Origin of the sequence: Pedobacter sp. PF22-3 (genome assembly GCF_026239555.1) — a bacterium.
Lineage (GTDB): Bacteria > Bacteroidota > Bacteroidia > Sphingobacteriales > Sphingobacteriaceae > Pedobacter.
The window spans coordinates 361,344-387,647 of the sequence record NZ_JAPIVP010000002.1 but is presented as its reverse complement, the minus strand read 5'-3'; the positions used below and the strand labels follow the sequence as shown (position 1 = coordinate 387,647).

At 39.8% G+C, this 26,304-nt stretch carries 16 protein-coding genes and 1 tRNA gene; 6 read left to right on the top strand and 11 right to left on the bottom strand.

Annotated features, from left to right (window positions below):
* The first annotated feature begins 169 nt into the window (after positions 1-169).
* The 5 genes from OQX63_RS04690 to galB all read left to right on the top strand — a co-directional run bounded on the left by OQX63_RS04690 (position 170) and on the right by galB (position 5,230).
* Positions 170-246, top strand: a tRNA-Ala gene (locus tag OQX63_RS04690).
* 204 nt (positions 247-450) lie between these two features.
* Positions 451-861, top strand: a complete 411-nt coding sequence (locus OQX63_RS04685; protein ID WP_265849725.1) for a DUF805 domain-containing protein — start codon at positions 451-453, stop codon at positions 859-861.
* Positions 862-915: 54 nt separating this feature from the next.
* Positions 916-1,632, top strand: a complete 717-nt coding sequence (locus OQX63_RS04680; protein WP_265849724.1) for a hypothetical protein — start codon at positions 916-918, stop codon at positions 1,630-1,632.
* A gap of 196 nt (positions 1,633-1,828) precedes the next feature.
* Complete coding sequence (locus OQX63_RS04675) at positions 1,829-2,419, top strand: hypothetical protein (RefSeq protein WP_265849723.1); 591 nt, start codon at positions 1,829-1,831, stop codon at positions 2,417-2,419.
* A gap of 345 nt (positions 2,420-2,764) precedes the next feature.
* Positions 2,765-5,230, top strand: coding sequence for a beta-galactosidase GalB (galB, locus tag OQX63_RS04670; protein WP_265849722.1), 2,466 nt, complete (start codon positions 2,765-2,767; stop codon positions 5,228-5,230).
* A 308-nt stretch (positions 5,231-5,538) separates the two neighbouring features.
* Here galB and OQX63_RS04665 read toward each other — a convergent pair whose 3' ends face one another.
* Both OQX63_RS04665 and OQX63_RS04660 read right to left on the bottom strand, forming a co-directional pair.
* Entirely contained in the window at positions 5,539-6,612 is a 1,074-nt protein-coding gene (locus OQX63_RS04665) for an ATP-binding protein (protein ID WP_265849721.1), read from the bottom strand.
* Between the two features lie 672 nt (positions 6,613-7,284).
* Positions 7,285-8,367, bottom strand: a complete 1,083-nt coding sequence (locus tag OQX63_RS04660) for an RICIN domain-containing protein (protein ID WP_265849720.1) — start codon at positions 8,365-8,367, stop codon at positions 7,285-7,287.
* A gap of 675 nt (positions 8,368-9,042) precedes the next feature.
* Here OQX63_RS04660 and OQX63_RS04655 point away from each other — a divergent pair.
* A complete protein-coding gene (locus OQX63_RS04655) occupies positions 9,043-10,986 on the top strand; it encodes a family 43 glycosylhydrolase (protein ID WP_265849719.1) in 1,944 nt (647 codons plus the stop codon).
* 172 nt (positions 10,987-11,158) lie between these two features.
* Here the strand turns inward: OQX63_RS04655 and OQX63_RS04650 are convergent, their stop codons facing one another.
* From OQX63_RS04650 to OQX63_RS04610, 9 genes are all read right to left on the bottom strand, one after another.
* On the bottom strand, positions 11,159-13,015 hold the full coding sequence (locus OQX63_RS04650; protein WP_265849718.1) for a DUF4859 domain-containing protein: 1,857 nt from the start codon (positions 13,013-13,015) through the stop codon (positions 11,159-11,161).
* Positions 13,016-13,169: 154 nt separating this feature from the next.
* A complete protein-coding gene (locus OQX63_RS04645; RefSeq protein ID WP_265849717.1) occupies positions 13,170-14,969 on the bottom strand; it encodes a carbamoyltransferase in 1,800 nt (599 codons plus the stop codon).
* Between the two features lie 13 nt (positions 14,970-14,982).
* Positions 14,983-15,132, bottom strand: a complete 150-nt coding sequence (locus tag OQX63_RS23365; RefSeq protein ID WP_265849716.1) for a DUF5989 family protein — start codon at positions 15,130-15,132, stop codon at positions 14,983-14,985.
* A 12-nt stretch (positions 15,133-15,144) separates the two neighbouring features.
* Positions 15,145-15,528 carry an SxtJ family membrane protein gene (locus OQX63_RS04635; protein WP_265849715.1) on the bottom strand — a complete coding sequence of 128 codons (384 nt, stop codon included), beginning with the start codon at positions 15,526-15,528 and terminating at the stop codon, positions 15,145-15,147.
* Between the two features lies 1 nt (position 15,529).
* Positions 15,530-17,353, bottom strand: coding sequence for a GDSL-type esterase/lipase family protein (locus OQX63_RS04630; protein ID WP_265849714.1), 1,824 nt, complete (start codon positions 17,351-17,353; stop codon positions 15,530-15,532).
* Positions 17,354-17,401: 48 nt separating this feature from the next.
* The gene (locus OQX63_RS04625; protein ID WP_265849713.1) at positions 17,402-19,732 is read right to left on the bottom strand and encodes a TIM-barrel domain-containing protein; all 2,331 of its coding nucleotides are present in this window, start codon (positions 19,730-19,732) and stop codon (positions 17,402-17,404) included.
* A 301-nt stretch (positions 19,733-20,033) separates the two neighbouring features.
* The gene (locus tag OQX63_RS04620) at positions 20,034-21,671 is read right to left on the bottom strand and encodes a RagB/SusD family nutrient uptake outer membrane protein (protein WP_265849712.1); all 1,638 of its coding nucleotides are present in this window, start codon (positions 21,669-21,671) and stop codon (positions 20,034-20,036) included.
* Between the two features lie 11 nt (positions 21,672-21,682).
* Positions 21,683-24,916, bottom strand: a complete 3,234-nt coding sequence (locus OQX63_RS04615; protein ID WP_265849711.1) for a SusC/RagA family TonB-linked outer membrane protein — start codon at positions 24,914-24,916, stop codon at positions 21,683-21,685.
* Positions 24,917-25,111: 195 nt separating this feature from the next.
* Positions 25,112-26,302 (bottom strand): FecR family protein, encoded by a 1,191-nt coding sequence (locus tag OQX63_RS04610; RefSeq protein ID WP_265849710.1) that lies wholly within the window; start codon positions 26,300-26,302, stop codon positions 25,112-25,114.
* Between the last annotated feature and the right edge of the window lie 2 nt (positions 26,303-26,304).

Genomic DNA, 26,304 nt, shown 5'->3' with positions numbered 1-26,304 from the left:
CCGGCCCTTGCCGTAATCTGATTAATGGCATTGTTTGCCTTAAAATTTAAAGATTAATTAAAAAGTTAAATTATCATTTGCATTCGAGAAAGTATTTGCTATTTTTGCTGCTCAAGCCAGAAGCTTGTTATTCAATGTTTAATTATTTTATTATTGAATATTAATACCTGGGGGATTAGCTCATTTGGCTAGAGCGCTTCGCTGGCAGTGAAGAGGTGATCGGTTCGAATCCGATATTCTCCACCATATTATTTAGCCCCTTTAAATCATATTAAAGGGGCTTTTTTATTGCTTTTAATTGGCGTTTTCGCAACAATCATCCGCTTTTTGTAGTTAGTAACTTTTAATTAGTCAGTTTGCTAGCTTCATTAAAAAAAAATATTTGACATCTGATCTAATAATCATTACTTTGTTCCAAATTAAACTGGCAAATAAATAAACGCCTCTCCAATGTTCAAAGACCCCTTTTCTTTTTATGGCAGAATCCGCCGTACGGAATTCGCTTTAACCCAAATCTTCTATCTGATTATTTACTTTTTTGTGCTAATTTTTGAGAACAATAAGTCAGTTGGCAGCTGGATTGAGATCATCTTGCTATTGCCGATCTATCTGTTGATTTCTCAGGGCGCAAAACGCTGTCATGATCTAGGTAAATCAGGCTGGTGGCAGTTGGTGCCTTTTTACGCTTTTCCGATGTTTTTTTCGGCAGGTGATTTTGGCCCCAATGAGTATGGCGATAATCCAAAGGGAGAAGGGAATGAGGATTATGATGCATTTGGATATGATTTTAAAACCGGCAAAATGATAGAGCCAGATGAGAATGGCTCATCGCAAGCTTTGCAGGAGATAAAACCAGATTAAAACCGATACTATTAGCATACTTAATCATTAAAATAAAACATTCAACCCGTAAAAATGAAGTTTACAAAAACGATACCCATTGTACTGTTATTCACCCTTGGCAGCATTACGCTTCTGGCTCAGGAGGCTGCGAAGCCGGATCCCCTGATTATCGTTAAAAACTGCATTGAGGAAATGGGCGGTGAGACCTTTCTCCGTAGTATTACAACCTTGTACAGCAATATCAAGACCGAAATGGAGGGTAGAGAGGTAAACTATATTACAAAGGAAATGTTGCCAAATAAAGGTAGTTTTAATATCGTATATAAGGGCAGAACCGTATTTCAAAATTGGTTTGATGGAAAGAATGCTTTTGAAACCGTTAATGGAGAGGTAAAGAAGGCGGATCTTGCTGAATTTAAAGATAAGTTCGATAGGAATAATATTTTTAATGAACTTGATTGGATTATGCCCGAACTATGGACGCTCGAATTTCTGGGTGAAGAAAAAGTGGGTGTTAAGGACTGCTACAAGATCAAGGCAACTCGTAAAAGCGGATTGGTTGAACTGTTGTATTTTGATAAGGAAAGCAAGTTGCTTATGCGGGATGATAAGGTAGAGGATATAAACAAAAACAGTTTTTCTACTACACTCTATGTTAGTTATAAAAAATATTCAGGACTGACCTTTGCATCCGAAATGAAAATTGGTGATAAGGATCATTTACAGACCCTGAACGTTGTTGAACTAAAGATTAACTCAGGTGTAAGTGAGGCTGACTTTAGACCTTAACTTGGTTTATATAATGCAATTTTGATACAGGAATTCTGAAAAAGCCATATAAGTAATACACAAATAAGGAATATTTGTACTTTTTTTATGTTCCTAAAAATGCTAACCAGCCTTTTCAAGGCACTTTATTGATAAATATCAAGGACTCATTTTTGTTAAGTAAACTTTAAGAAATAATTAAGGGTATCTTTGTTTTATGAACAACGCTCTTAAAATCATTGTGTTATCATTATTAATGATTAGCGCTAAAGCCCAATCTGTTAAACCATTCTCAACAGAGGGATTATCAGCTACCCGTGCAAACTTTAACAAAAACTTAATAAAATTGGATTCGGTTGATATCGATGATTTACCTACCCCGATCTATTTGTTCTCTAGAGATGGTAAACAGGAAATAAACATTGACGGTGTTACGGTCTTAACTAACCAAAGAGAAATTATCGGTATTAAAGATATGGATCTGTCAGAAGAGTCAATAAAAAATATCAGCGACAGACTTATAATTCTTGATAAGCTTCAGAAAGCCTACAGTGAAGCATCCAATGATGAATATAAATCTAGCAAAAGAAACAAAAATAAAATCGTTTTCTATGATCGCAGATTTTTTGCAGTTCTACGTTCAATGAGAACAACCCTGAAAGATTTTAAAAATATGTACGCTGCAAATCAGAATGATAAAACAAAAATAATATCAGTTGCAGCAATGAGAAGCCCCAATATTGACTGGGAATTCTACTGTCGTTTGATACAAGTGGAGCACCAAAAAACACTAGCACTAACCAAATAATTATTGTCAAGATTAAAACTAACCATCTGTAACGAAAGTTGTAGGTGGTTTTTGATTTTTACATCAACCGATGATCAAAATAGACGGTTAAAATTATAATTAACAAAAAGATTCTTCATTACATTCCGAATAGCAAATTCATCATTTCATCAAGAATGCAGCCTCTTCATGTGCAATGTTTTTATTTAAAAATCAGGTCGCCATTCATCAATTTTAATTAAGCAACACCTTTAGATGCACCCTGCTTTTGTAAGCAGACCAGCTAAAATTAAACCATTTATTGACTTATTTTAACCTGTTGTTTCCTTAAATTGCTGAGCACTGTTTTAACATTTAGATTTGAGGATGAATGCAATCAAAATATCATTATGTTGGGGTTTATCCGTTTTAATGTTCAATGTATTGTTTTGCGGAACAGTACATGGTCAGGGTAGGACAGAATACCTGCTGGAAAAAAACTGGAAGTTTAGCAAAGGTGATTTTCCTGAGGCCAAAAATCCTGCGTTTGATGACACCAAATGGGAAACGGTAAGTGTACCGCATGATTGGGCAATAAAAGGTCCTTTTGATGGGAACAATGATAGCCAAAATGTACAGATTTTACAAAACGGAGAGCAAACAGCATCATTAAAAACAGGAAGAACAGGTGGCTTGCCTTTTGTTGGCAAAGCCTGGTACCGGAATACTTTTGTTGCACCTGCTTTTACAAAAGGTAAAAAAGCAGTGATCTTGATTGATGGCGCCATGAGCTACCCTAAAGTGTTTTTGAATGGAGAAGCTGTTGGGCAATGGGCGTACGGCTACAATTCTTTTTCAATAGACGTAACCGACAAAATGAAAGTTGGCAAAAATACACTTACCATTAGCCTGGAAAATTTGCCGGAAGCGTCGCGCTGGTATCCCGGGGCCGGCCTGTACCGGAATGTGCATGTCATTATAACGGATGAGGTAAGTATCCCGGTTTGGGGTATTTATATTACCACCCCCATAATCAATAAAGATTTTGCGCGTGTAAAAATAAGAACTCAGGTAAATTCACTTAGTGGGAATTATACTGGTTTGAGCCTGCAAACCACCATTGTAAATGCAAAAGGCGAAACGGTAGCTTCTGCAACCAAGATTTTGAATGAAAGTGATTTGAATGAGTTTGAGCAAGATTTAGTTGTCAGAAAGCCAGAATTGTGGTCGCCGGAAACACCAAACCTATATTCGGCCATCACAAAACTATATGCTGGGAACAGCTTAAAAGATGAATATACCACTACTTTTGGTATCCGTTCCATTAAATACGAAGCAGAAAAAGGGTTCTCGCTAAACGGGGTTTACCGCAAGTTTAAAGGCGTTTGCAACCACCACGATTTGGGGCCACTTGGAGCCGCCATCAATGTAGCTGCATTGCGCAGGCAGCTTGTATTATTGAAAGATATGGGTTGCGATGCCATTAGAACCTCACACAATATGCCAGCTCCAGAGCTGGTAAAGTTATGTGATGAAATGGGATTTATGCTTATGGTCGAATCTTTTGATGAATGGAAAGCACCTAAAGTTTTAAACGGATACAGTCCCCTTTTTGATGAGTGGGCCGAAAAAGATATTGTTAACATGATCCATGCCAACAGGAACAATCCTTCTGTGGTGATGTGGAGTATTGGAAACGAAGTGCCCGATCAATCAACCAAAGAAGGGGGCAAGATTGTAAAGTTTTTACAGGATATATGCCACAGGGAAGATCCAACCAGACCGGTTACTGCGGGTATGGATAGGATTAAAGATGCCTTAGACAATAACTTTGCTTCGGTATTGGATATCCCTGGGTTTAATTATAAACCGTTCTGGTACAGCGATGCATACAAACGTTTGCCACAAGCTATGATTCTGGGGTCTGAAACGGCCTCTACCGTGAGCTCAAGAGGGGTATATAAATTCCCGGTTGTGCCGCAAAAAATGAAAATGTACAACGATAATCAAAGTTCATCTTACGATCTTGAATACTGTAACTGGTCGCAAATTCCGGATGATGAATTTGTAATGCAGGATTCACTTAAATATGTAATTGGCGAGTTCGTTTGGACAGGCTTTGATTACTTGGGCGAACCTACCCCATACGATGAGAAATGGCCATCGCACAGTTCTTATTTTGGGATTATTGACCTGGCAGGGATCCCTAAAGATCGGTTTTATCTCTACCGGAGCAAGTGGAATCCTGAAAAACCGACTCTTCATATAGTTCCTCACTGGACTTTCCCTGGGCGTGAAGGACAAGTTACACCAGTATTTGTGTACACCAATTACCCGTCAGCAGAGTTGTTTATTAACAACAAAAGCCAGGGCAGGCAAAGCAAAAATAAAAAGTCCAATACCAGCAGGTACCGACTGATGTGGAATGATGTAAAATACGAACCAGGAGAAATAAAGGTTATTGCCTATGATGAGAATGGTAAAGCTGTTGCTGAACAAAAAGTTAAAACGGCTGGCAAACCGCACCATATCGTGTTAGCATCTGATCGTAAAACTTTGATGGCTGATGGCAAGGATTTAGCCTACATTACGGCAAGTGTGGTAGATGCGAATGGTACTTTATGTCCTGATGCAGAGAATAGCTTAGCTTTTAAAGTTACCGGAAAAGGAACATATAAAGTAGTAGCCAATGGCGATGCAACAAGCCTGGAATTATTTCACCTGCCAAAAATGAAGGCCTTTAAGGGCAAACTGGTGATTACCGTTCAATCAACAGAACAGGCTGGGAAATTAAATCTAAGTGTTTCGTCTAAAGGTTTAAAAACTGCTGTACTGCCCATTGAGACCAGATAACAATTAAACTTGGAGATGACGGTGCCTGATCATTTGAAGGTTAACGTTTAATCGGCAAACCGAAATGCCTCTGTAAAATGATTGAAAAAAATAAAAGTCCTGGCCAATTGCCAGGACTTTTACGTTAAACCCATAAGTAAAAAAAATTAATCATCAACTTTCTCATACTTATAGATTTGGGTTCTTGCACTGGCATTATAGATACTATCCTGTTGTATGTTTTTGCGGTGCTCCGTTAAAATAGCATAGCTTGTGCCCATTAGCAGAGGCTGTTCCTGTTTATTACCAAAGATGTGATACTACAAAACTTAATTTTTCAGGAATATTTTAAACACCGAGCCAACCTCTGCATTGTTTTCGATTTCTATTTTACCGCCGGCGTTGCTCACGATCGTATGTACAAGGTATAATCCCACACCAGATCCCTCTACGCCAGTTTTTACACGTTTAAATTTCTCAAAAATAATATTTTTGGCTTCTTCCGTAAGTCCAATTCCATTATCTGATACCTTTAAGAGCATATATTTACCGCGCTTTTCGGCTTGAATTTTTACGTGGGGTTTTCTATCCTTTGGTGTATATTTTATTGCATTGCTAACCAGATTGTAAAGGATGCTGCGTAATTTTCTGCGCACAAAAGTAATTTCTGTTGCTTTTAAATCTGTTTCAATAATCGCACCCGATTCATGAATTAAGCTGGAAATGGACAGACGTACATCTTCAATTATATTTCCCAGGTCTATAAGCTCTTCCGCATAATCACTGCGCTGCTTATCCCAGTGGCCCCGCACAAGATCATCCACAACATTTTTGATGTTATTTAGGCTTCTTTCCATGGCATCGATCAATTTTGGCAATCTTTCCGCCTTTTTATTAACGTCCAGTTTCATCGCAGATAATGAAAGGCTTAGCGCTAATATGGGGTTCTTAATGTCGTGGGCAATACTATCAAGTAGAAGCTCATGCTCTGCCACAAGTTTTTCTTGTTCGCGTAGATCTTTTATCCTGGCTGTGACATCTACAAAGGTGATAATAACACCATTTGTTTTATTGTCTTTTCTGTTTATGTATGGCAAGATATTCATCTGAAACCAATGCATATCCGTAGTCTGGATTTCCTTTTCCAGGATCTTTCCGGTTGCAATCACTGTTTTTATATTTTCAATGATGGTGGGAAATCTGAAATTTTCATGAACATCCAGTATTGATCTGCCAATAAAATCAGCTTTCAGCGAAAACTGCTTCATGGCAGGTGGGGTAAATTTTCTTAAAATCAGTTCTGAATCGACAAAAAGCTGGGGTATAATGGTATTGGCAAAATAATTTTCCAGCTCTTCATTAAGTGTTACCAGATCTGAAATCTGCTGATTTTTGGTTGGCATAGTTTGTATTTTAGCGTGGCATCTATTATGCTTCAGAATGGATGATTCAAATATAATCCAATTATTTTATGATCAATCCAATTGAAGCAATTCCACTTCAGCGCATCTTACATGTCTGTAGTATTAACAAGTAATAATAAAAGATGTTTACTCCTTTAAAGAATTTTTTTAAAATTGTAGATTGAATGGACTTGGATTTGGCCTCTACGATGAAATCATCTTAAGCAGCAAACTGGTATATTAAGATGAAAGAGAATCGTTCTTACTGATGATATAATACACTCGCTAAGATTTTAATGGTTACGATCGCATACCATTGTACTGCATAAATTCGCACTTTTAAGGAACAGGTTTTATAGGCGCCAAATAGCTGAAAGGATGTTTTCTTGATAGATACTTAAGTAAGATCGTCATTGCTGAGTGTTTATTCCTATTTTTAGGAAAGGGAACGAAAATGTAATCTTTCCTTTTGCAATGATTATATAAAGATTGTTTCCCCCCTAAAAGTTGTGATATGTTATCGGCTGAAAAAAGCCTCTCTCATCCGATAATTATCGAATGTTGATTTCAATAAGGATAGAATTCCTTGTATAAATAGCCGGGGAGCATCAATATATAACCTGAGTTATTCACTTAACACTCCCGTAAGCTATCAACTAACTGACCGACTAACTAATAAACTCCGTCTAAATCCATGGCACGTACAACTTTAACGTGTCTGAAGGCGCCCGTTTCCGACCATTCTGAATCATAATTCAATCCGTAAGGCCAAAAGTGGCCACCTCCCGCACTGATATTGCTGGTGGGGGTTTCAAGCGCCCTGATGGTCGCAATACCATTTGTACCAGAGTATGTTCCTCCATTGGTTAGGTTATACCAACCCCCAGTTTGTCCTACGCCATAGCAATGCCCCATTTCATGCATAGCCGTACGTACATTCTGATAACTGGTATTTGCACCGAAACTGATGCTACCATTTACATTAGCTTCAGCTGTTGGAACACCTGTATTGTAAGAAACACTTAGGGTTCTGGCATCCCAATCGGCACCGGCATTGTAGCGTGCACATGCATTATTCATGGCATTTGTTATTCTGGTAATCACATCTGCAGGAACGCCAGCAGTTGATGTCCATGTCCAGCCAACCTGTCCGTTATATTTTATTTTCACTAAAACCCATTGTTGGTTCTCGCCACTATTAGAATCATACTGGTTTATATCGCCGCCGTCTTCCAATGAAGAGTTCCATAAATCCAGCGCTTTTCCACTTGCCCTGTTTACAATGCGGTAATAGTTGCTACCCAATGATACAAATTGCCATTGCTGGTTATTGGCACCGGTGTAGTCGTTTATCTGAATATTGCCACCGTTTGTATTATCAGCAGCAGTTAATGCCCGGTTACTTTCTACCCCGATTATGCTATAGTATCCACCAGATAAGGCTGTTAGTTTCCATTGTTGGTTAGTGCCACCTGTTCCTCCCCACTGCGATACACTTGTATTGTTGCCATTTTGGCCTCCCGGCACATCTATCACCTTGCTGCTTAATTTATTCATGATATAAAAAGTTCCATTTGCTAGTGCCTGTGGAATTTCTATTGCCTGTATGGCTTGAATTTTTCGCTTGGTTATTGCCGAATCAAATGTTTCTGTCTCATTAAGATTTAACTCAGCCGCCTTCTTACAGCTGATCGTGCAAACGGCGGCTACTAGAATCGCACCCGCGTACTTTAAAAAAAGCATTTTGTTTTTCATAATTAAGTTAAGGTTTTGTATGGAAGTTTACGCGACAACCAAGAGTCTTATATTTCCCAAAGGCGCAAAATTTTTGAATTAAAAAATCTCTGGGCGTTAGCATTGAAATTTTGATTTTGTGAAGATTGATTAGGTTATCTCTTATGCGTAGAAATTTTTAATCGGAATACCCGCCACGATTGATGCTTGGCCTTTTTTCTTTACTGCTGATATTAGTAAACATTTTAGATTCATATAATATATGGTTAGGTAATTACAAGAAAGTATTATATAATTGCGTCTGTAGTTCAAATATAATGTACAATCAATTGTAGGAGGGGTTGTAAATCAATCCATTTTGGGGGGTAAATCAATAATTTTATATTATTTTAAGGAGGATTAGGCCTAATTCGCTTTAAAATTGCTTTTGTAGTTGGAGGTTTCCTTTTTAGTAGCAACTTGATGAAAGACCAATAGACAGAAACCTTCACCGATATTAAAATATCTCATTGTGTTTCTTTACATTTGGAAATAAATGTTATTTGCACGTTTATTTGTGTTCACGGTAATGTATGTTATGCAATTAAATGGCTGTAAATAGTTTCTAACCAAAAAAGATTAATCTGGTCAATCAAAATATAATCGCAGGATAATTTTCTAATTACCTGATCGATAGCATTCCAAATAATTTGAACTATGAAGTTTTATACGAAATGTATGGTGTTAATTGTCGCGTTGGCAATTGTTTTTTTTGGTGGTTTCTCTCAGGAAGTAAAATATCCAAAGAAATTTGATGGGTATCTTTTTGCTTATTTTGAAGGATCGGGCCCAGGGGAAGCGCAGGAACAGCTACGCTTTGCGGCAAGTGTTGATGGAGCAAATTGGTCCGCACTTAACCATAACAACCCGGTAATAAAATCGGATACCATTGCAAATTCTGGTGGTATCCGTGATCCCCACATCCTCAGAAAGGAAGATGCAAGCGGATTTTTTATAACAGCAACAGATATGAATACCCATAAAAACGGCTGGGCCAGGAATACTGGAATAGTCATGCTGAAATCTTCAGATTTAGGTTGCTGGAACCATAGTGCTGTAGACCTGGCAAAAGAATATCCGGCAACTTTTGCTAAGGTGAAATGGGTATGGGCGCCACAAACGATTTATGACCCGATTGCAAAAAAATACCTGGTGTATTTTACCATCAGGTTTGAGGATAATGAAAAGCTTGATTTTTATTGCGCCTATGCCAACCAGGACTTCACAGGTTTTGAAAAAGAGCCAACTTTAATGTTTAGTCCGAAATTTGGCGGTATTGATGGTGATATTATTTACAAAGACGGTATATACCACTTTTTTTATAAGGGAAATACCAAAGTAGATGGAAAAGAAGTTAAAAATGGAATTCAGCAGGCCACTTCGAAATCATTGAAGGGGCCTTGGGTAGAAGATTTTAAATACCTGGATGTTTACGCCGGAACGGGCACTCCTGTGGAAGGATCAAGTATTTTTAAACTAAACGATTCTCCAGATTATATATTGATGTATGATTTGTATACAAAAGGTAAATATGAATATCAGAAGAGTACCGACCTGTTTAACTTTAGTGCTGCCCCATTATCATTTACCAAGAATTTTTTTCCAAGACATGGAAGTGTAATCGGGTTAACCAGTCAGGAGGCCCGTCATCTAAATAGCATTTGGAAAGGTATGCCTGGGGAATTGCTTGTTCCTAAACTTCCTGGCGATCGGTTTCAGTTCGTAGCTAATGGAAACCCGATTATCACGCACCAATATACAGCAGATCCGGCAGCGATTGTAGATGAGGGAAAACTATGGCTATTTACAGGGCACGACGCAGGTGGAAAGCAAAAAACTTTTAAAATGGAAGATTGGTCGGTTTTTTCAACAACTGATCTGAAAAACTGGACTCAATACCCTGTGCCGCTTAAGCTATCAGACTTTTCATGGGCCAAAGGTGGCGATGCTTACGCCGGTCAGGTGATTAAGCGCAATGGCAAATACTATTGGTATATCAGCACCAATGCACTGGGCATAGGTGTCGCGGTTTCAGATCAACCCGAAGGTCCGTATAAAGATGCGCTTGGAAGGCCTCTTCTAACCAACAAAGATTGTTATGATTCCAAAAATTATTGGGCATGTATTGATCCAACTGTTTTTGTGGATAAAAAAGGTCAGGGCTGGATATTTTGGGGAAATAGTGAGTGTTATTATGCGAAATTAAAGGAAAATATGATCGAAATTGATGGTGCTGTAAAAAGGATCAATTTTGAAGGCTTTAACTTTACCGAAGCGCCATGGATACACGAGGAAAAGGGAACTTATTACCTGTCTTATGCTACTGGTTTCCCAGAAAAAATTGCATACGCAACGAGTAAATCCCTTGATGGTCCTTGGAGATATCAGGGTATTTTAAACGAAATAGCAGGCAATAGTGATACCAACCATCAAGCTATCATCGAGTTTAAAAACAAATGGTATTTCATTTATCATAATGGGGCTATGCAACCTGGAGGAGGAAGCAATAACAGATCGGTTTGTATTGATGAAATTTTTTACAACAAAGATGGAACACTTAAAAGAGTAATAATGACGAGTGAAGGTGTAGGGAAGAAATAGTCAAAAATCAATGCAGATCTATCACTTTATTAACGCTTGTTATCGGTATAAAACAAAACCTTCGAAAAGCGCAATAGCTAGTGGTAGGTATGATACCAGCCACTAATGAAACTAACTAAAAATGCCTGGATCATAAAGACGATCCGGGCATTTTTAGGTTTGATCGAAGCTACTATTTTATAGTCAGATTAACAGTGAAGGTAGCGGTCACTTTACTGCCGGAAGCTAATGTATAAACCAATGCCTGTTTCATGGTATATTTATCACCTGTATTAACACGGTTAGGATACTGACCAGCACTTAGCTTAAAATTTTGTGCATCAAACTCGCAAAACACACGTGAATTAGCCGAACTGTAGCTAACTACATAACCGTTGGCATCGAACCACTGTCCGTAGCCATTAGCTGTTAGGGTAGCATTTAGGTTGTTGTTAGGTTCAATTGCGTAAAATTTAATGTCGGTTCCTATTTTGTTGGTAATATCTTGTTTAGGTAATTGAAAGGCAGAAGCCAGTTTAGCAATATCAATTTCGGCTGTGGCATAATCGTAAGAAGTGGTACTCCGCTTTAATTCAAGGTCGTAAGTAAAGGCTGCATCTTTAGGTGCCTGATTATTGTAACCCGGTAAACTGGTATTCTGGAATTTTACTTTGTATGGCCATTGTTCATCATTGCTATTGTTATCATCCCAGGCATGCGGATTATATCGGGTAGGGGCGCCGGATACCACGAACCAAAGGCGGCTGCAATTCACCGGAATAGTAAATGTTGCATTTCCGGAGGCACTTGAGAACATGGTGCTGTAACTTCGCGTACCATTTGTTGATAAGGCAACGAAACCATACCTCCAGCCGGCTATGCTGGCATCAACCTGATTATAGCCCGAGGCATTTGGCAAGCCTTGAAATGCGGCTGTAACAATTGTACCTGCTACAGGCACCTCTAAAGGCATCACATTGTAACCGGTTGTTTGCGGGCAAAAGCTTGGATCCGGTTGGAAAGCACCATCGCTCATCAGGTTCATTTTATAATGATGTGCACCAATTTTGCTTGCACCTAGCGTGCGGATGTTATCAATATCCCAGGTTACAAATTTAGATGCAGCATCATATAATTCATCGTTTAGTTGGCTCACCGTAAGTCCGTATAAACGTTGGTAAACCTGAATCGGATCTTCAAAACTCTGCGACGCCTGCCATATTTTGCCGATAACGGTAATGCCTCTTTTTTGTGCCCAGTACTGATGGATCATGTAGTTGGCATAACGATAATCTTCGTGGATAAGGTGTTTTTGGTAATTATCCAGGTAAGGATCGAACCAGCTGCTAAAAAGTTCATCAGGGTAGGAGATAAAAGCTTGCCATTGTGCGGTTTGTTCCCAAAAGGCATTTCCACCTGCTCCATTGCCTCCGAAACCCCATCTGAAGCCATGAGAAGTGCCTAAATCACAAGATACCTGATATTGAAAACTGTGGCCAATCTCATGTCCGATTGTTGAGCCAACCGGCCGGCAGGTCTGCGGACTTATCCACAATGCACCTATGGTATCGTCGTATCCTGAACCAGTTGCACGCCAGCCATCCTCATAATATAAAAAGATCATCATTTTATATTGGTCCAATTTTGAAGTTCCATTTCCAACAGTGGCAAATTTCAAGGTATTCACATTCAAATTATAAAATGATTCGGCCTTGGCCAGCAAATCATCAATATCTACGCGGTATTTTGAATCTACATTTGTGGAGGACGGATTGTTGCTGCCATATCCTTTTCCCCAGAACAAAATAAAGTGATCAGATTGCTTAGAACGAGGATAACACCATTCGCTTTCGGTAGAATTCCAATCCATATTCTGCATAGATTTTGGTTTATAAATCTGCAGGGCGGTCGCTGTCTGCGCACTGGTTTGATTTGCAAGAGGATCAGGTTCTACCTGAGCTTTCTTACATGCTGTAAAGTTTAATAATAAGATGAAGGAAAGTGCGGCACCGATTCGCCACTGCAGCATTAATTTTGGTAAGTTGTTCATTGTTTTAGGAGTTGATTGATGTATTCAGCAAATTAACCAGGACCCCAAAACTATAATGACAGCTTTTTAACTAGAAATAGCTCATTTTTAACTAATTACGTTATTTTTACGCTTGTCTGTTTTCATATTTGATTTTTCCATGCTTGATGAGTTTTTAAGCATGAATATGGACAGTAACGGGTAAGTTTATTTCAACAAGGTCCAATCCTTTTTTTTCGATCAGTAAACCTTCAATAGCCAGAACATCAATTTCAGTATTTAAAAAGCAGCGTATGGCATCTTCAGGACTTGAGGCCATAGGTTCGTTCATTACATTTAAAGAGGTATTAATCACTGCCGGGCATCCTGTAAGGTTGTAGAATGCCGTAATTAGTTGATGAAAATCTGGATGATGTGCTTTGCTAACGAGCTGAACCCGGGCCGTACCATCAACGTGTACCGCTCCGGGAATTAAAACTGCATCGGATAATTGATAACCATTGCTATTGCCTAAATAGTTTTCTGTGAATAACATATATCGGTTTTTTGAGCCTTCACCAAAATATAAATCGGCAAATTCTGCTAAAATAGCGGGCGCAAAGGGACGGAAAGACTCTCTAAACTTGATTTTTGCATTCAATATGGCTTTCATTTCGCTGTTTCTGGGATCTGCGAGAATGCTTCGGCAACCCAGTGCTCTTGGTCCAAACTCTGTTCTTCCTCTGAAATATGCGATTACCTTGCCATCGGCTAAGTACGTTGCTATTTTACGATAATAAAGTTCATGATCAACTTCTTCGTAATTCAGGCCATAGGCGGAAAGTGCTTTGATCACTTCATGCTGGGTATAGCTTGGGCCGAGCAGTGATTGCTTCATTCCGTCCGCCTGCGGATCAACATTCCTAACTCCAGATAAATGCTCGTAAAATACGCTGTAAGCGGCACCCAATGCACCACCAGCATCGCCTGCTGCAGGTTGTACCCAGATATGTTTGAATCCAGAATGTTGTCTGATGGCTGAGTTAATGATGCAGTTCAATGCCACTCCGCCTGCAATGCATAAATTATCTATTTTAAATTCCCTGTAAAGACTTTGAGCCAGCTTCATCATGATCTCTTCGGTCACTTTTTGTATTGAACTGGCCATGTCTTTGTGAAACGCCAATAATTCATCGCCTTTTGCACGGGCGGGATGACCGAAAAGCTTGTCGAATTTTTTATTGGTCATTTTCAACCCTGTACAGTAATCAAAGTAATCCATGTTCAGGAGAAAGGAACCATCTGCTTTAACATCAATTAAATGATCATAAATAAGCTGTTTGTATACCGGTGTGCCATAAGAAGCTAAACCCATTACTTTATATTCATCAGAATTGACTTTGAAACCCAAATAATAGGTGAAAGCAGAATATAAAAGACCTAGGGAGTTTGGGAAATTGATCTCTTTTTTTAAAGTTAATTTTGCCGAACTGCCTATTGAAACCGCAGTGGTAGTCCATTCGCCCACACCATCAACGGTTAATACCACAGCCTGTTCAAATGGACTCGGGTAAAAAGCAGAAGCTGCATGTGCATGATGGTGATCGGTAAATAGAATGGTACGCGATTTTCCCCAGTTGGGATCTATGTCATGAAGCGCTTTGGCTATGTTTTTTTTGATAAATAATTTATCCTTTAACCATATTGGCATCGCCTTTAGGAAAGACTTTAATCCCCTGGGTGCAAAATGAACATAAGTTTCGAGCAAGCGTTCAAATTTCAGGAAGGGTTTTTCGTAAAATACAACTTGGTCAACTTCTGCCAGGGAAATATTAGCAAATTTAAGGCAGAACTTAATTGCTTCTGTGGGGAATGACTCATCATTTTTAATCCTGGAGAAACGTTCCTCCTGCGCAGCAGCAATAATTTCTGCATCTTTCAACAAACATGCTGCACTATCGTGATAGTAAGCCGAAATCCCAAGAATATAGCCCATGCTGCGTGCCCGATTAGAATAAACTGTAAATAAAAGGGGCCAGGACAGAGCCATGCGCTGCTACCAGTACTACTCCCAAGATAAGCAGAATGATAAACAAGGGCCATAACCAGTATTTTTTACGCTGGGTTAAAAAATGGAAAAATTCGATCAGTATATCCATTGTATGTGTTAATTAGAACTGTTGATTAAAAGAACCCATCGCCCGGTCTGATACCTCTTCCCAATAAGAAACCAACTGCTTATTCTTTTTTGTTTTTAAACCCTGCTTTTTAAACAGGCGAAGTAAAAAGGCAATAGGGGTTAAGATGAAGATAAATACTAAGGTTAACAAAATTGTACCGTTAACCATTCCCAGAAAATTTCCAACCTTTAACCATATTTTTCTTATAGGTTCAAGGTGTTCAGGAGCGCAGATTGCCATTAAGATTAATCCGCTTGATAGCAACAGTAAGATTTGCTGCGGGTAGGTTCCCCTCCAAAAAATAAGGCAAAACAAAATAACTGTGGCACCTAAAATAAGGCCGAATTTCCTGTTTTCTAGTTTTTTGTTGATCATGTTACCTGCTATTTTTCTTCCTATATTTTACTGCAGCTTCATCGGCCCGGAGTTGGTGATAATAGCTTGCAATTAATTCATTAATGTTATCAGATGGAGTTTCTTTTTTGAGTTTGATGATGTTTTTTATTATTTCTTCGGTTTGTGCATCCAGGTAGGTTTGCTCACCAGCATGTTTTAGTCCATCATTAAATTGCAGTGCCTTTTCCGGTAAGTCAGATTTAAAATAAAACAGGAAAAGATTATTTGCATTCTCAGGCGTTGGTGAGATGTTGTAAGCTTTTTTGAAATAAAAATCTGCGGTTTTCAGATCTGCCAGTTCAAAACCAAGGCGGCCTGCATAAGTGTGATAACTGGTTTGGTAAGGGTTTTCCAGCAGTACAGCTTCGGTAACCTTTAAGGCTTTGTGTTTGTCGCCTGTGGCCATAGCAGTTTTATAGAGTTCGTCCATGGCCGCTCGCCAGGTAATCCTGTCTACCGCCAATGCGCCTGCAAGTTGTTCATCTAAGGAATTTCCACGGTTATAAGTAGCTGTTATGGGCTCATTAAAGGGCCAACCCGAGCGGAGCATCATAATCTGATACGCACCATATAGCGAATCTACTTTGGTAACGGGCATGTTAGCCAGCAATTGTGCAAAAGACATTTCGCTTTGTTTTTTTGCGGGTATTAAATTTCTATTGTTAATCTGTTGATAAAAAGATTCGCTCATGATTGCATAACCCAATAAATTTGGATGAACATGCTCTAAAATGGTTTCTTTGCCAATTATTCCGCTAACCTCGTTTTTCTCAAACAAGGCACGGGTATCAGCGAGGTAAATACCGGGGTATTGCCTGCACAGCTTTTTAATGATTTGGTTGAAGGCTTCCGGCGCTCTGAAACGCAGCTGATCGTACTCTTTAGCCATAACAAAATTTGTTTTTGCGGCTTTAAAATCACCATTTACGTATAATTTTTCGCCATTTTCGTATTGCTTTTGAGCTGAAAATTTGCCTGTACTGATGAATGGTTTAAGATCTTTTTCGTTGCTTACCAGTGTACTGATTACGGTTGGGATGTGTTTTTTTGACAATAACTGGCACAATTCGTCCATATTGCTGTTAAACTGAGCTATGCCACGGTTAAAATCGGCCGATTGATAAGCAATTTGTTGCTTGGTTACCATGCGTTTCATCAGGTTTTCGCGCTTATCAATTCTTTTGCCAGAGCGTTTCGCAATAGCCTCAATGATGCGGTCTGATAACTGTACCAACTTAAGTTCGCGCAGTTGAATGACCAGTTTTATCCAGGTGCTATTCCCCTTAATCTGGCTGGTAGAGCCAATGCCCAAAGCGCCGTAATATTCGTTATGCCCGGTATAAACCAGTACCAGATCTGGCTGATAATTAACAATTTGTTTGGCAAAATCTAATACCGTGTACGAATTTACTGCGGTAAGGGAAACATTAACCACCTCAAAGTTAAGATCAGGGTATTGGTGCATCAGCCGGTATTGTAACCACCTATGGAACGATCCATTGTGCATGTATGGGTAGCCGGCAGTGGTCGATTCGCCTATCACAAATATCCTATAGGTATTTTTAGATTTTACAATGCTAAAGCGTTCGCGGTTACCCTGTGTTGCATTGGCACTGGTAGAAAAAAACTTATAAGAGGCGGTAGGGTTCATCATCATATAGCCCTCTTGATCGGGATCTTTGATAAACAAAGATGGATCAAAGCCATAGTTGAATAATCTCAACATGATTTCGATGAAGCATAAAAATACCAATGGCAGCGCCAATGCCGCTGCCTTAAAGTATAATTCTTTTCCCTTGCCCATGCTTTATTTAGTAGATAAGTATTTTATAAAACTGCGTAGCTTTTTTGATTAAAGCTTAACGGAAATTTTACGGCCACTATAATTAAATGATTTGTTGATCTTTTGATTATCAACACCTGCTCCGTTCTGTTTACTTACCATCACGATGTTGAATTTGCGTTGGCCCAGCATGCCTTTAAATTGTCCTTTTCTATCCGAAAGGGTAAGTGTTTTTGTGGTGTCATTCCATTTGAAGTGGATTTCTGAATATGCGCCCTTCTCATAGTTATAACTGTCGTTTTCATCTTCATATAAAACAAAATCGCCGTTATCGCCAGGATATATGCGGATATCTAAATCATTCCATCTTTTTTCTGTTGCATATTGTACTTTTGGACCCCAGGGTACAATTGAGCCTGCTTTTACATAAAGTGGTATAATCTCTATCGGTGTTTCACGTTTTACGGTTTGTCCGCCTTTAAATACTTCACCTGTCCAGAAATCGAACCATGTGCTGGTGGAAGGAAGATATATTTCCTGATTGGTAACACCTTTATCGGTAACTGGCGCTACGAGAAAAGCGCTTCCGAACATATATTCAGAGCTGTTTTCGAAACCTTTAGTATCGTTGGGGAATTGTGAGTATAATGGTCGCATAAACGATCCGGCGTGATGCGTTACCGACCAGGCAGTTGCATAATTATACGGAAGTAAACGGTAGCGGAGGTTGATAAACTTCTCCTGGATATCAAATGCCTGATCTCCTTTTTTGCCAAACTGATATATTTCTCTTGGTATATCGGTGCCGTGAGAGCGCATCATAGGGGTAAAGGTTGCGAATTGCATCCACCGGTTATATAATTCCTGAAAATCGGGGTTTTTTGCACCACCACCTTTCACAAAATCGCCAGCGAAAAATCCACCAATATCGCCATTCCAATAAGGTAAGCCGGTTAATGAGAAGTTTAATGCTGCGGGTATTTGTTTTTTGAGTGTAGGCCAGTTAGAACCAACATCGCCGCTCCAGGTATTTGTTGCATACCGTTGCTGACCTGCAAATGCTGACCGGGTTAAAAGTAATACGCGTTTTTTATTGCTTGCTGCTCTTTGGTGATCATAAACCCCTCCCGTGTGTTGAAGTGGGAAAGCGTTCTCTACACTCCGGTAACTCCCCAAATAGGTAGGTTGATCGAAATCCTGTTCCTTCACATTAATATGGTCTGGTTCTGTCGAATCGAGCCACCAGGCATCTATACCTAATGAGAATATGCCTTTGTTCAGGTAGCTCCAGTAAATGTCGCGCGCAGTCGGGTTATATACATCGTAGGGTTTTGTGTTTGCACCCGGCGGCCATGTATCAAAGTTTAGGAGCATGTTTTTTGATTTAAACTCTTGATATTGTGGTGTTTTTGGTGCAAAACCTGGCCATGAAACAATAAAAAGATGGGCGTTAAGCTGATGTACGCTATCTACCATGGCTTGTGGTTTTGGGAAAGTGGTAGGATCAAAACTCATGGCATTCCAGTTATCGTCTTTTCCCCAGTATTGCCAGTCTTGTACAATACCATCAAGTGGTATTTTTAATGCTCTGTATTTTTTCACCACATCAACAAGCTCAAATTGGGTTTTGTAGCGCTCACGCGATTGGCTGAAACCAAATGACCACAAGGGCATCATAGGAGATTGACCGGTAAGCGCACGCATTTGTGCCACCACGCCATCACCGCCTCCACCAAACATAAAATAATAATCGGCACAGTTGCCAACTTCCGAATCGAATGAGGTTTCCTGAGCATTATCTGTAAAGGTAGTTGGTGAATAGTTATCCCAGAAAATTCCATAACCTTTTACCGATTGGAAGAAAGGAATGCATACGCTTGTATTTCCCTGTTTAAGGCGTATTTTTTGTCCTCTTTGGTTTAATTTTCCGTTCTGTTGCTGGCCAAGGCCATAAATAATTTCATCCTTGTCTAATAAATAGGCCTGTCTAACTACATAAGTTGGGTTCCCGGCATCTTTTATTGCGGTAAACTTGGTGCTATTATCTTTTTCTGTAAATAACTTCTTACCGTTTGGAGTTTCAAATGAAACTTTTCCGGTTTGTAAGTTAACCGTAGCAGCTATCAGTTTGCTGCTGATGGTTACGCTTTGCCCATTGTTTTTAACATCGAGTTTCAATTGTTCAGGACGTTTTATAACAGAAAGGCTTTCTTTTTTTTGCTGGCTCCCTTCGGGCTTTTTAAAAACACGAACAATAGCGGGCGAATAGAAACTGACCTCTACATCCATGGACTGGATAACGGCATGAATGCCCTGTGGTGTTTTTTGAAAAGATTGTGCTTGTCCTGAAAGGTGATAGCATAAAAATAATGTGATTAAGGCAATAAATTTTCTTTTCATAGTTTATATCATTTGAGGTTGTATTATAAGATAGGTTTCTGTAGATGTTGTCGTGTTAAAATATCAATTACAAATACTAATAAATGTCGTCATTGCGAGGAGGTACGACGAAGCAATCTTTCATGCTAACGATCCTTGCTATAAAGATTGCTTCGTCGGCTGAAAAAGCCTTCTCGCAATGACGATTTCTAGAGGAGATCCATAATGTTAAATTCTCCTGTAATTTATATTGATTTTTATACAATAAATTATCCCTCAGGATGACAATTTATATCTTATGATACAACCTCTGTAATCAGGACTAATATCCCTGGTTTTGTTTTATATTCGGGTTTTTAGCTAACTCCGCACGTGGAATAGGTAACAGTGTACGATAATCTCCATTTGGCGAGTGTGATAACCACGATTTTTTGGTGAATACACCAAATCTGATCATGTCCTGCCTGCGTCGTCCCTCAGTATTAAATTCCCAGCCGAGTTCATCCAGGAACCTTCCGTATTGAATATCAGCCCCACCTTCTACCGTAGAAGTTAAGTGATTGCGAAGGCCATAGTTATACACACTACCCTGCAACAGCTGGCTACCGGTTACGGTTGCTTTTGAAGGGTTGCCCAAGAAAGATCGCTGACGAACCTGTGTTACCAATGCAGCGGCACCGGCAGCATCTCCTGTTCTTAACAGGCATTCGGCCTTCATCATTAAAACATCGGCATACCTAAGTAAAGGGAAATCGTTGTTCATCCCTACCAGGGCACCTGGTTTGAATTCAAATTTTCCCAACCTGAAACCATGTACTTCATCTGATTGATCAACACCCGGAAGCTCATTGATATAAATCAGCGGTTTCCCATTACTGGCGCCAATGGTTCCCAATAAAACAGCACCTGCAGCGGTATATTGCTGCCCCTGCACATAATTGTCTTTTAGCCGGTTATCTTCCGGATCGAATGTGCTCACAAACTGTGGTGTGGCACAGATTCCTCCCCATGGCGAGTTTTTGAAGTTATAAGTAGCCTGGTTTTCTGGCTGAAGTGTTTCCATGTGCAGGGTGAAAGCATCACCACCGTCTGTAGTAAACTTTTCATCAAAGGGTATCGCAAAAATAGTTTCTCTGCTGCCTTCATTTGCATCAAGAAAAATAGTCTTCTGATTGGCTTCAAGCGTATATACGTTCGATGCTATGATCTCATTACAGGCTGCAATGCATTGAGCATAAGCTGGAGTGCCTGTATACACATTAGCATTCAGATAAATTTTAGCCAGCAGGGCAGTGGCAGCCCAGTAATTAAATTTGCCATAAGTAGCCTGGGTATTGGCCTTGCTCAGGTTTGGAAGGCTTTCAGTAAGTTCTTTAACAATAAAAGCATAAACCTGGGCACGTGTGCTCTGCTGTGGAAGAAATCCGGATGGTACATCAAATTTATCTACTATAGGTACCCCGCCAAAGAAATCGCAGAGTGCATAATAGTAAGATGCTCTTAAGGCACGCAACTCGGCTATGGTAGCATCTTTACCTGTAGGAATTGGAATCAGGTTCGATTGAATCTGATAGAGTACACGGTTGCATGATGTAATGCCTCCATAAGCATTGTTCCAGATCTGGTAGCTGTTGTCCTCATCAGAGGTCCATCGATGTTCATGCATCCTGCGATAGATGCCATTGTCAACCCATCCGTTCGGGCGGGCAGGTATTACGGCTTCATCGCTGGAAATCTCATTGGTACGAAAAATAGAGTTGTTGCTTCTTCCAAGCATTAAGGGCCTCCAATAGGTGTAACCTGCGCCAACCAGGGCCGCCACATCAGAGGTATTAGGGGTAAACTTATTTTGAATAAATGCGGAGTAGTTTTCGTCCTTTAACTTAGTGCAGGATGCTAAACTAATAACCAGTATCACAAGTGCGACGATGCCAGTGCTCAATATATATCTTGTTTTCATGATGTAAAGGATTAAAGATTAAGAGAAAAACCTAGTGTAAACGTACGGGCGGTAGGATACTTATCACGGTTATCATTACCAGGTGCCAGACCGCTCCAGTCTACTTCAGGATCTAATCCTTTATAGCCTGTAATGGTAAAAGTGTTTAACGAAGAAACATAAACTCTCGCACCTTTAAGATATTTGGTTTTTAGCTTGTTAAAGGTGTAACCCAATACAATATTGTCAATTTTCCAGAAATCGCCGTTTTCTACATAATAGCTGTTAAATTCTACTGGCATATTTTTATTGAGAACAGCTGTACCAAAAACAGGATCATAAGCTGATACCAGGCGGTTATAGTTCTGAATACCCGTGTTCTCATAATACATTCTTTGGAAGTTAAGAATCTGGAAGCCAAATGCACCTCGCATAGTGATGCTTAAATCGAGGTCTTTATACCTGAAGTTATTGTTCCATCCGCCGGTAAATTTAGGAATCCCGTTTCCAAGTACTTTTTTATCTTCAAAAGCATGATTAAACTGGTTGTATGAAACATCTTCACCATTTTTGCCTTCATAAATCCACTGACCATCAGCCGTTACACCTTTAACTTTAAAGCCATAAAAATCTCCAATGTTATCGCCAACACGAACAATATTGGTAAAGGTAGTTGCTGGCGGGCCTGTTCCCCCTGTAGTGAAATAGTCGTTTGTGGCCTGGTATAAATCGTTAGATAAACTAACCAGTTTATTTCTGTTGGTTGAAAAGTTGAAGCTTGTAGTCCATTCAAAATCTTTGTTTTGTATTGGTACGATGTTTAATAAAACCTCAATACCTTTATTTTGCATGGTACCTACATTTGCCCTTGTACTTGGGTAAAGGTTTGGCGGGCTAGGTACCTGATAGTCAAATAATAAACCATTATAATTTCTGTTGTAAACATCAACGGTACCCGTAACTCTTCCTTTATACATGCTGAAATCAAGACCAATATTAGTCTCTCTTTTTTCTTCCCAGCGTAAAGCAGGGTTAGGGTTCTGCGTAGGAACGAGTGTCTGGATCCAGTTGCCGTTAGATAGCACATTAGCGCCATAGCCCAATAATGCAACAGCGCGGAAACCATCGCTCGGCTGGTTACCGGTTACCCCATATCCTGCACGAAGCTTTAAGTCATCAAAAATCGTTTGATCTTTCATAAATGCTTCGTTGGTGATTTTCCATCCAACAGATACGGATGGAAAATTGCCATACGGTTTTGCAGCACCGTAAAGCTGGCTGGCACCTTCTCTTCTTAAAGAGGCCATTAACAGGTATCTGTCTTTGTAGCTATAGGTTAACCTGCTAAAAAATCCAATCAGGTTGGTTTCCGAATAACGACTTCCCAATAGTGCATCTAAAGCACGGTTTGCACCACGCCCCTGCTGGATATTATAATAACCAAAAGCATCTGTAGGGAAATCATAATTCCGCTCATAGAAATTCAGGTATGAATTATCCTGATAACTGTATCCGCCCAATAGTGTGAAACTATGATCGCCCAGTTTTTTGGAGTATTGAGCTGTAAGCTCAAGCAATCTGTCTATACTTTGAGTAGAACCCAGGGCAGCATAGCCATTAAGTTTATCTCTGATGTTGGAAATGTGGAACTTCGATTCTGAATAACCGCCATTTGAAACATATTTGGTGTATGAACCTAAGGCACTTAATTTAAGATCCGCAATCGGGTTATAAGTAATCTGCGAATTTAAACGTTGGGTGGTGTTTTGGTTAAGTCCCGTGCTTTCGAAAAGGCGCGCCACAGGGTTATCATATTCAAAGTTGTTCGGTTCCTCAAAGTAATGTCCGTCACTACCGAAAAGGGGAGATGTTGGGTTACGGATTAACGCCTGACGGTAAACAACGCCATTGAAACTGGCGCCATCCTGGGTTTGGGTATATTTATTGTTCTGTACTAAAACGCCCATGTTAATTTTTACCTTATTATCAAACATGGAGTGGTTAACATCTGCTCTTGCAGTAAGGGTAGAGTTGTCAGATTTTTTAAATATCCCGTTAAAATAGCGGTAGTTTACAGTCGCCAGGTAATTGGTTTGGCTGTTACCCCCACGGAAAGTGATATTGTGGATGTTGGTAATAGGTGTTTTATTAGAAATCTCTTTTAACCAATCTGTTGTTGCACCAAGATCGTATGATGCAAGACGTGTTCCTTCGGCAATCTGCCTGCGGTAATCATCGGCCGTAAGCATGTTGAGTTTTCGGGCAATAGTTTGTGTGCTTACAGAACCACTATATTCTACCACGTTGCTGTTCTTACCTGAAGATCTTTTAGTGGTAATAATAATTACACCATTGGTACCGCGCACACCATAAATTGCAGCAGCAGAACCATCTTTTAGTACATCTACTGATTCAATATCTTCTGGCGCAACCAGCTTAAGGCTGCTCGGTACACCATCTACAATAACAAGCGGATCGGCATTGGCACCGAAGAGTGTGTTATTGCCACGAAGCCTGATTTTGCTGCCTGAGGTAGGGTCGCCGCTTGGCGTGTTAACGGTTAACCCGGCTACTTTGCCCTGAATTAACTGGCCCGCATCTAGTACGGGCGATTTTACAAAATTCTCGGCTTTAACACTCGCTACAGAACTTGTTACATCACCTTTACGTTGCAATCCATACCCGATTACCACTACATCGGTTAAATTATTAAGTTCGGCCTTTAGCTGAACATTGATTTCAGTTCTGTTGTTGACCGCGATTTCCTGGGAAGTGAAGCCTACAGAGCTAAAAACCAGAGTTTCGCTACCAGTAGGAACTTTAAGGCTGTAGGTTCCGTTTGGTGCGGTTTGAACACCTGTACTGGTGCCTTTAATTTTAATGCTAACAGAAGGAATCGGAAGACCAGCCTCATCAGTAACTCTACCTGTTATGGCAATTTCAGCCATTTTATTTATTGTGGGTTCAGTTATTGCTCTCCGCTGGATAATGATAATATTATCTTCGAGCTTGTAGCTAATGGGTTGTGATCTCAGCGAGAGATCCAAGGTCTCGGCCAAACTCATTTTGTTAATTTCGATACTTACCGGGTGAGTTCCACTAAGCATTTGCCTGGTGTACAAAAACTGGTAACCGGTTTGGCGCTCAATTTCCTTGAAAATTTTTTCAATAGCCGCATTCTTTTTTGAAAGTGTTACCGTTTGTCCGCTGCTGGCTAATGAGAGCTGTAACATTAAGGAAACTAAAAGTAAGCATGTTAATTTCATAACCAGTAGCGGTTTACGCAGATAGGCCAAAAGCCTATTTACGCGTGATGCATAATAATTCATATATTTGAATGTTTGGGTTTATACTTGGTTGTACTATTGTCTGGAATACTTGGTGGCGATCCAAACGTCAGGTCAGAGTGTTACAGCACTCTGGCTTTTGTTTCATGGATGGGCCAACCTATTTTTGTAAGGTTATGGCATAATGGTCACGCTCCTTCCTTTGATTTTAAAGTGCAACAATCCGGTCAGCTCCAGCCTGTGGAGTACTTCTTCCAAATTTTTGGATTTTGGAATCGAACCGACAAATTCTTCCTGCGTTACTTCACCCTGATATTTTACATCAACATCATACCATCTTGATATTTTTCCCATCACCGTGCCGATGCGTTCATGTTCAAATGAAAAATTTCCGTTTTTCCACCCCATCACGTGGTTCGTATCAACATTAACAATACCGATGTTATGACTTGAAATGGCCTGCTGACCAGGTAAGATTATCTTTTTGCGATCACCTTTACTTACCTCTACCGAACCCTGAAGCAGGGTTGTTCTAGGAATTTCGCCTTCTCCGTATGCGCAGATATTAAAATGGGTGCCCAGTACTTTTACATTTGAGCCCTCAAAATCAACAATAAAAGGTTTTTTCGGATTGTGGGCTACCTCAAAATAAGCTTCGCCATGCAGGGCAATTTTCCTGGTATTGCCCGAAAAAACTACCGGATAAGTTATTTTACTCTCTGCATTCAGCCAAACCTTACTTCCATCAGGAAGATTAACGCAGTATTGTCCGCCTCGGGGTGTTACGATGGTGTTTGAATTACCTGCTGCTAAAACGGCAGCTGTATTGATTTTTCTGTATTTTAAAAGGCCGTTGCTTTGTTTTTCGATAGAATAGCCATTTTCTACGGCAAGTTGCCCTTTGGTAAAGTTGTTTACTTCGATACGCTTACCGTTTGAGAGAATAAGCAGTACTTTGTCACTTCCTCCATAAATGGGTTTTGCACGTAAGATGGTAGTGCTTTTGGAAAGTGTAGCGTATTTGTTCCCGTTCAAATGAGCAAAGTACAGCAATACAGCTGAACAGACCAGCACCAATACCGCCGCTGCGGCCATGATTTTAAAAGCTGTATGTTTCCAGTAGGGTGTTTTGGCAACCGATAAAGCATCTAAACGCATTTCGATTTTGTTTGCTAAATCCTCGTGCCGCGGTCCGTCTAAACTATCGGTTTTATGTTCGAATGATGCGCTATATTCTTGCATGAACGCATTCAGCTCGGGCTGATCTAATCGCTTTAGCCAATTAAAAAAGTCTTGCTGTTCAGACTCAGTTAATTCACCATGAATTAATTTTTGCTTGAGTTGCTCAACATCCTTTTGTTCCATAT

Bases quoted from the DNA above. Each gene is read 5' to 3' on its own strand.
- OQX63_RS04680 (WP_265849724.1), top strand. From the start codon at position 916: ATGAAGTTTACAAAAACGATACCCATTGTACTGTTATTCACCCTTGGC.
- OQX63_RS23365 (WP_265849716.1), bottom strand. From the start codon at position 15,132: ATGGATATACTGATCGAATTTTTCCATTTTTTAACCCAGCGTAAAAAA.
- OQX63_RS04645 (WP_265849717.1), bottom strand. From the start codon at position 14,969: ATGGGCTATATTCTTGGGATTTCGGCTTACTATCACGATAGTGCAGCA.
- OQX63_RS04625 (WP_265849713.1), bottom strand. From the start codon at position 19,732: ATGAAAAGAAAATTTATTGCCTTAATCACATTATTTTTATGCTATCAC.
- OQX63_RS04685 (WP_265849725.1), top strand. From the start codon at position 451: ATGTTCAAAGACCCCTTTTCTTTTTATGGCAGAATCCGCCGTACGGAA.
- OQX63_RS04650 (WP_265849718.1), bottom strand. From the start codon at position 13,015: ATGAACAACTTACCAAAATTAATGCTGCAGTGGCGAATCGGTGCCGCA.
- OQX63_RS04655 (WP_265849719.1), top strand. From the start codon at position 9,043: ATGAAGTTTTATACGAAATGTATGGTGTTAATTGTCGCGTTGGCAATT.
- OQX63_RS04635 (WP_265849715.1), bottom strand. From the start codon at position 15,528: ATGATCAACAAAAAACTAGAAAACAGGAAATTCGGCCTTATTTTAGGT.
- OQX63_RS04630 (WP_265849714.1), bottom strand. From the start codon at position 17,353: ATGGGCAAGGGAAAAGAATTATACTTTAAGGCAGCGGCATTGGCGCTG.
- OQX63_RS04615 (WP_265849711.1), bottom strand. From the start codon at position 24,916: ATGAAATTAACATGCTTACTTTTAGTTTCCTTAATGTTACAGCTCTCA.
- OQX63_RS04620 (WP_265849712.1), bottom strand. From the start codon at position 21,671: ATGAAAACAAGATATATATTGAGCACTGGCATCGTCGCACTTGTGATA.
- OQX63_RS04665 (WP_265849721.1), bottom strand. From the start codon at position 6,612: ATGCCAACCAAAAATCAGCAGATTTCAGATCTGGTAACACTTAATGAA.
- OQX63_RS04675 (WP_265849723.1), top strand. From the start codon at position 1,829: ATGAACAACGCTCTTAAAATCATTGTGTTATCATTATTAATGATTAGC.
- OQX63_RS04610 (WP_265849710.1), bottom strand. From the start codon at position 26,302: ATGGAACAAAAGGATGTTGAGCAACTCAAGCAAAAATTAATTCATGGT.
- galB (WP_265849722.1), top strand. From the start codon at position 2,765: ATGAATGCAATCAAAATATCATTATGTTGGGGTTTATCCGTTTTAATG.
- OQX63_RS04660 (WP_265849720.1), bottom strand. From the start codon at position 8,367: ATGAAAAACAAAATGCTTTTTTTAAAGTACGCGGGTGCGATTCTAGTA.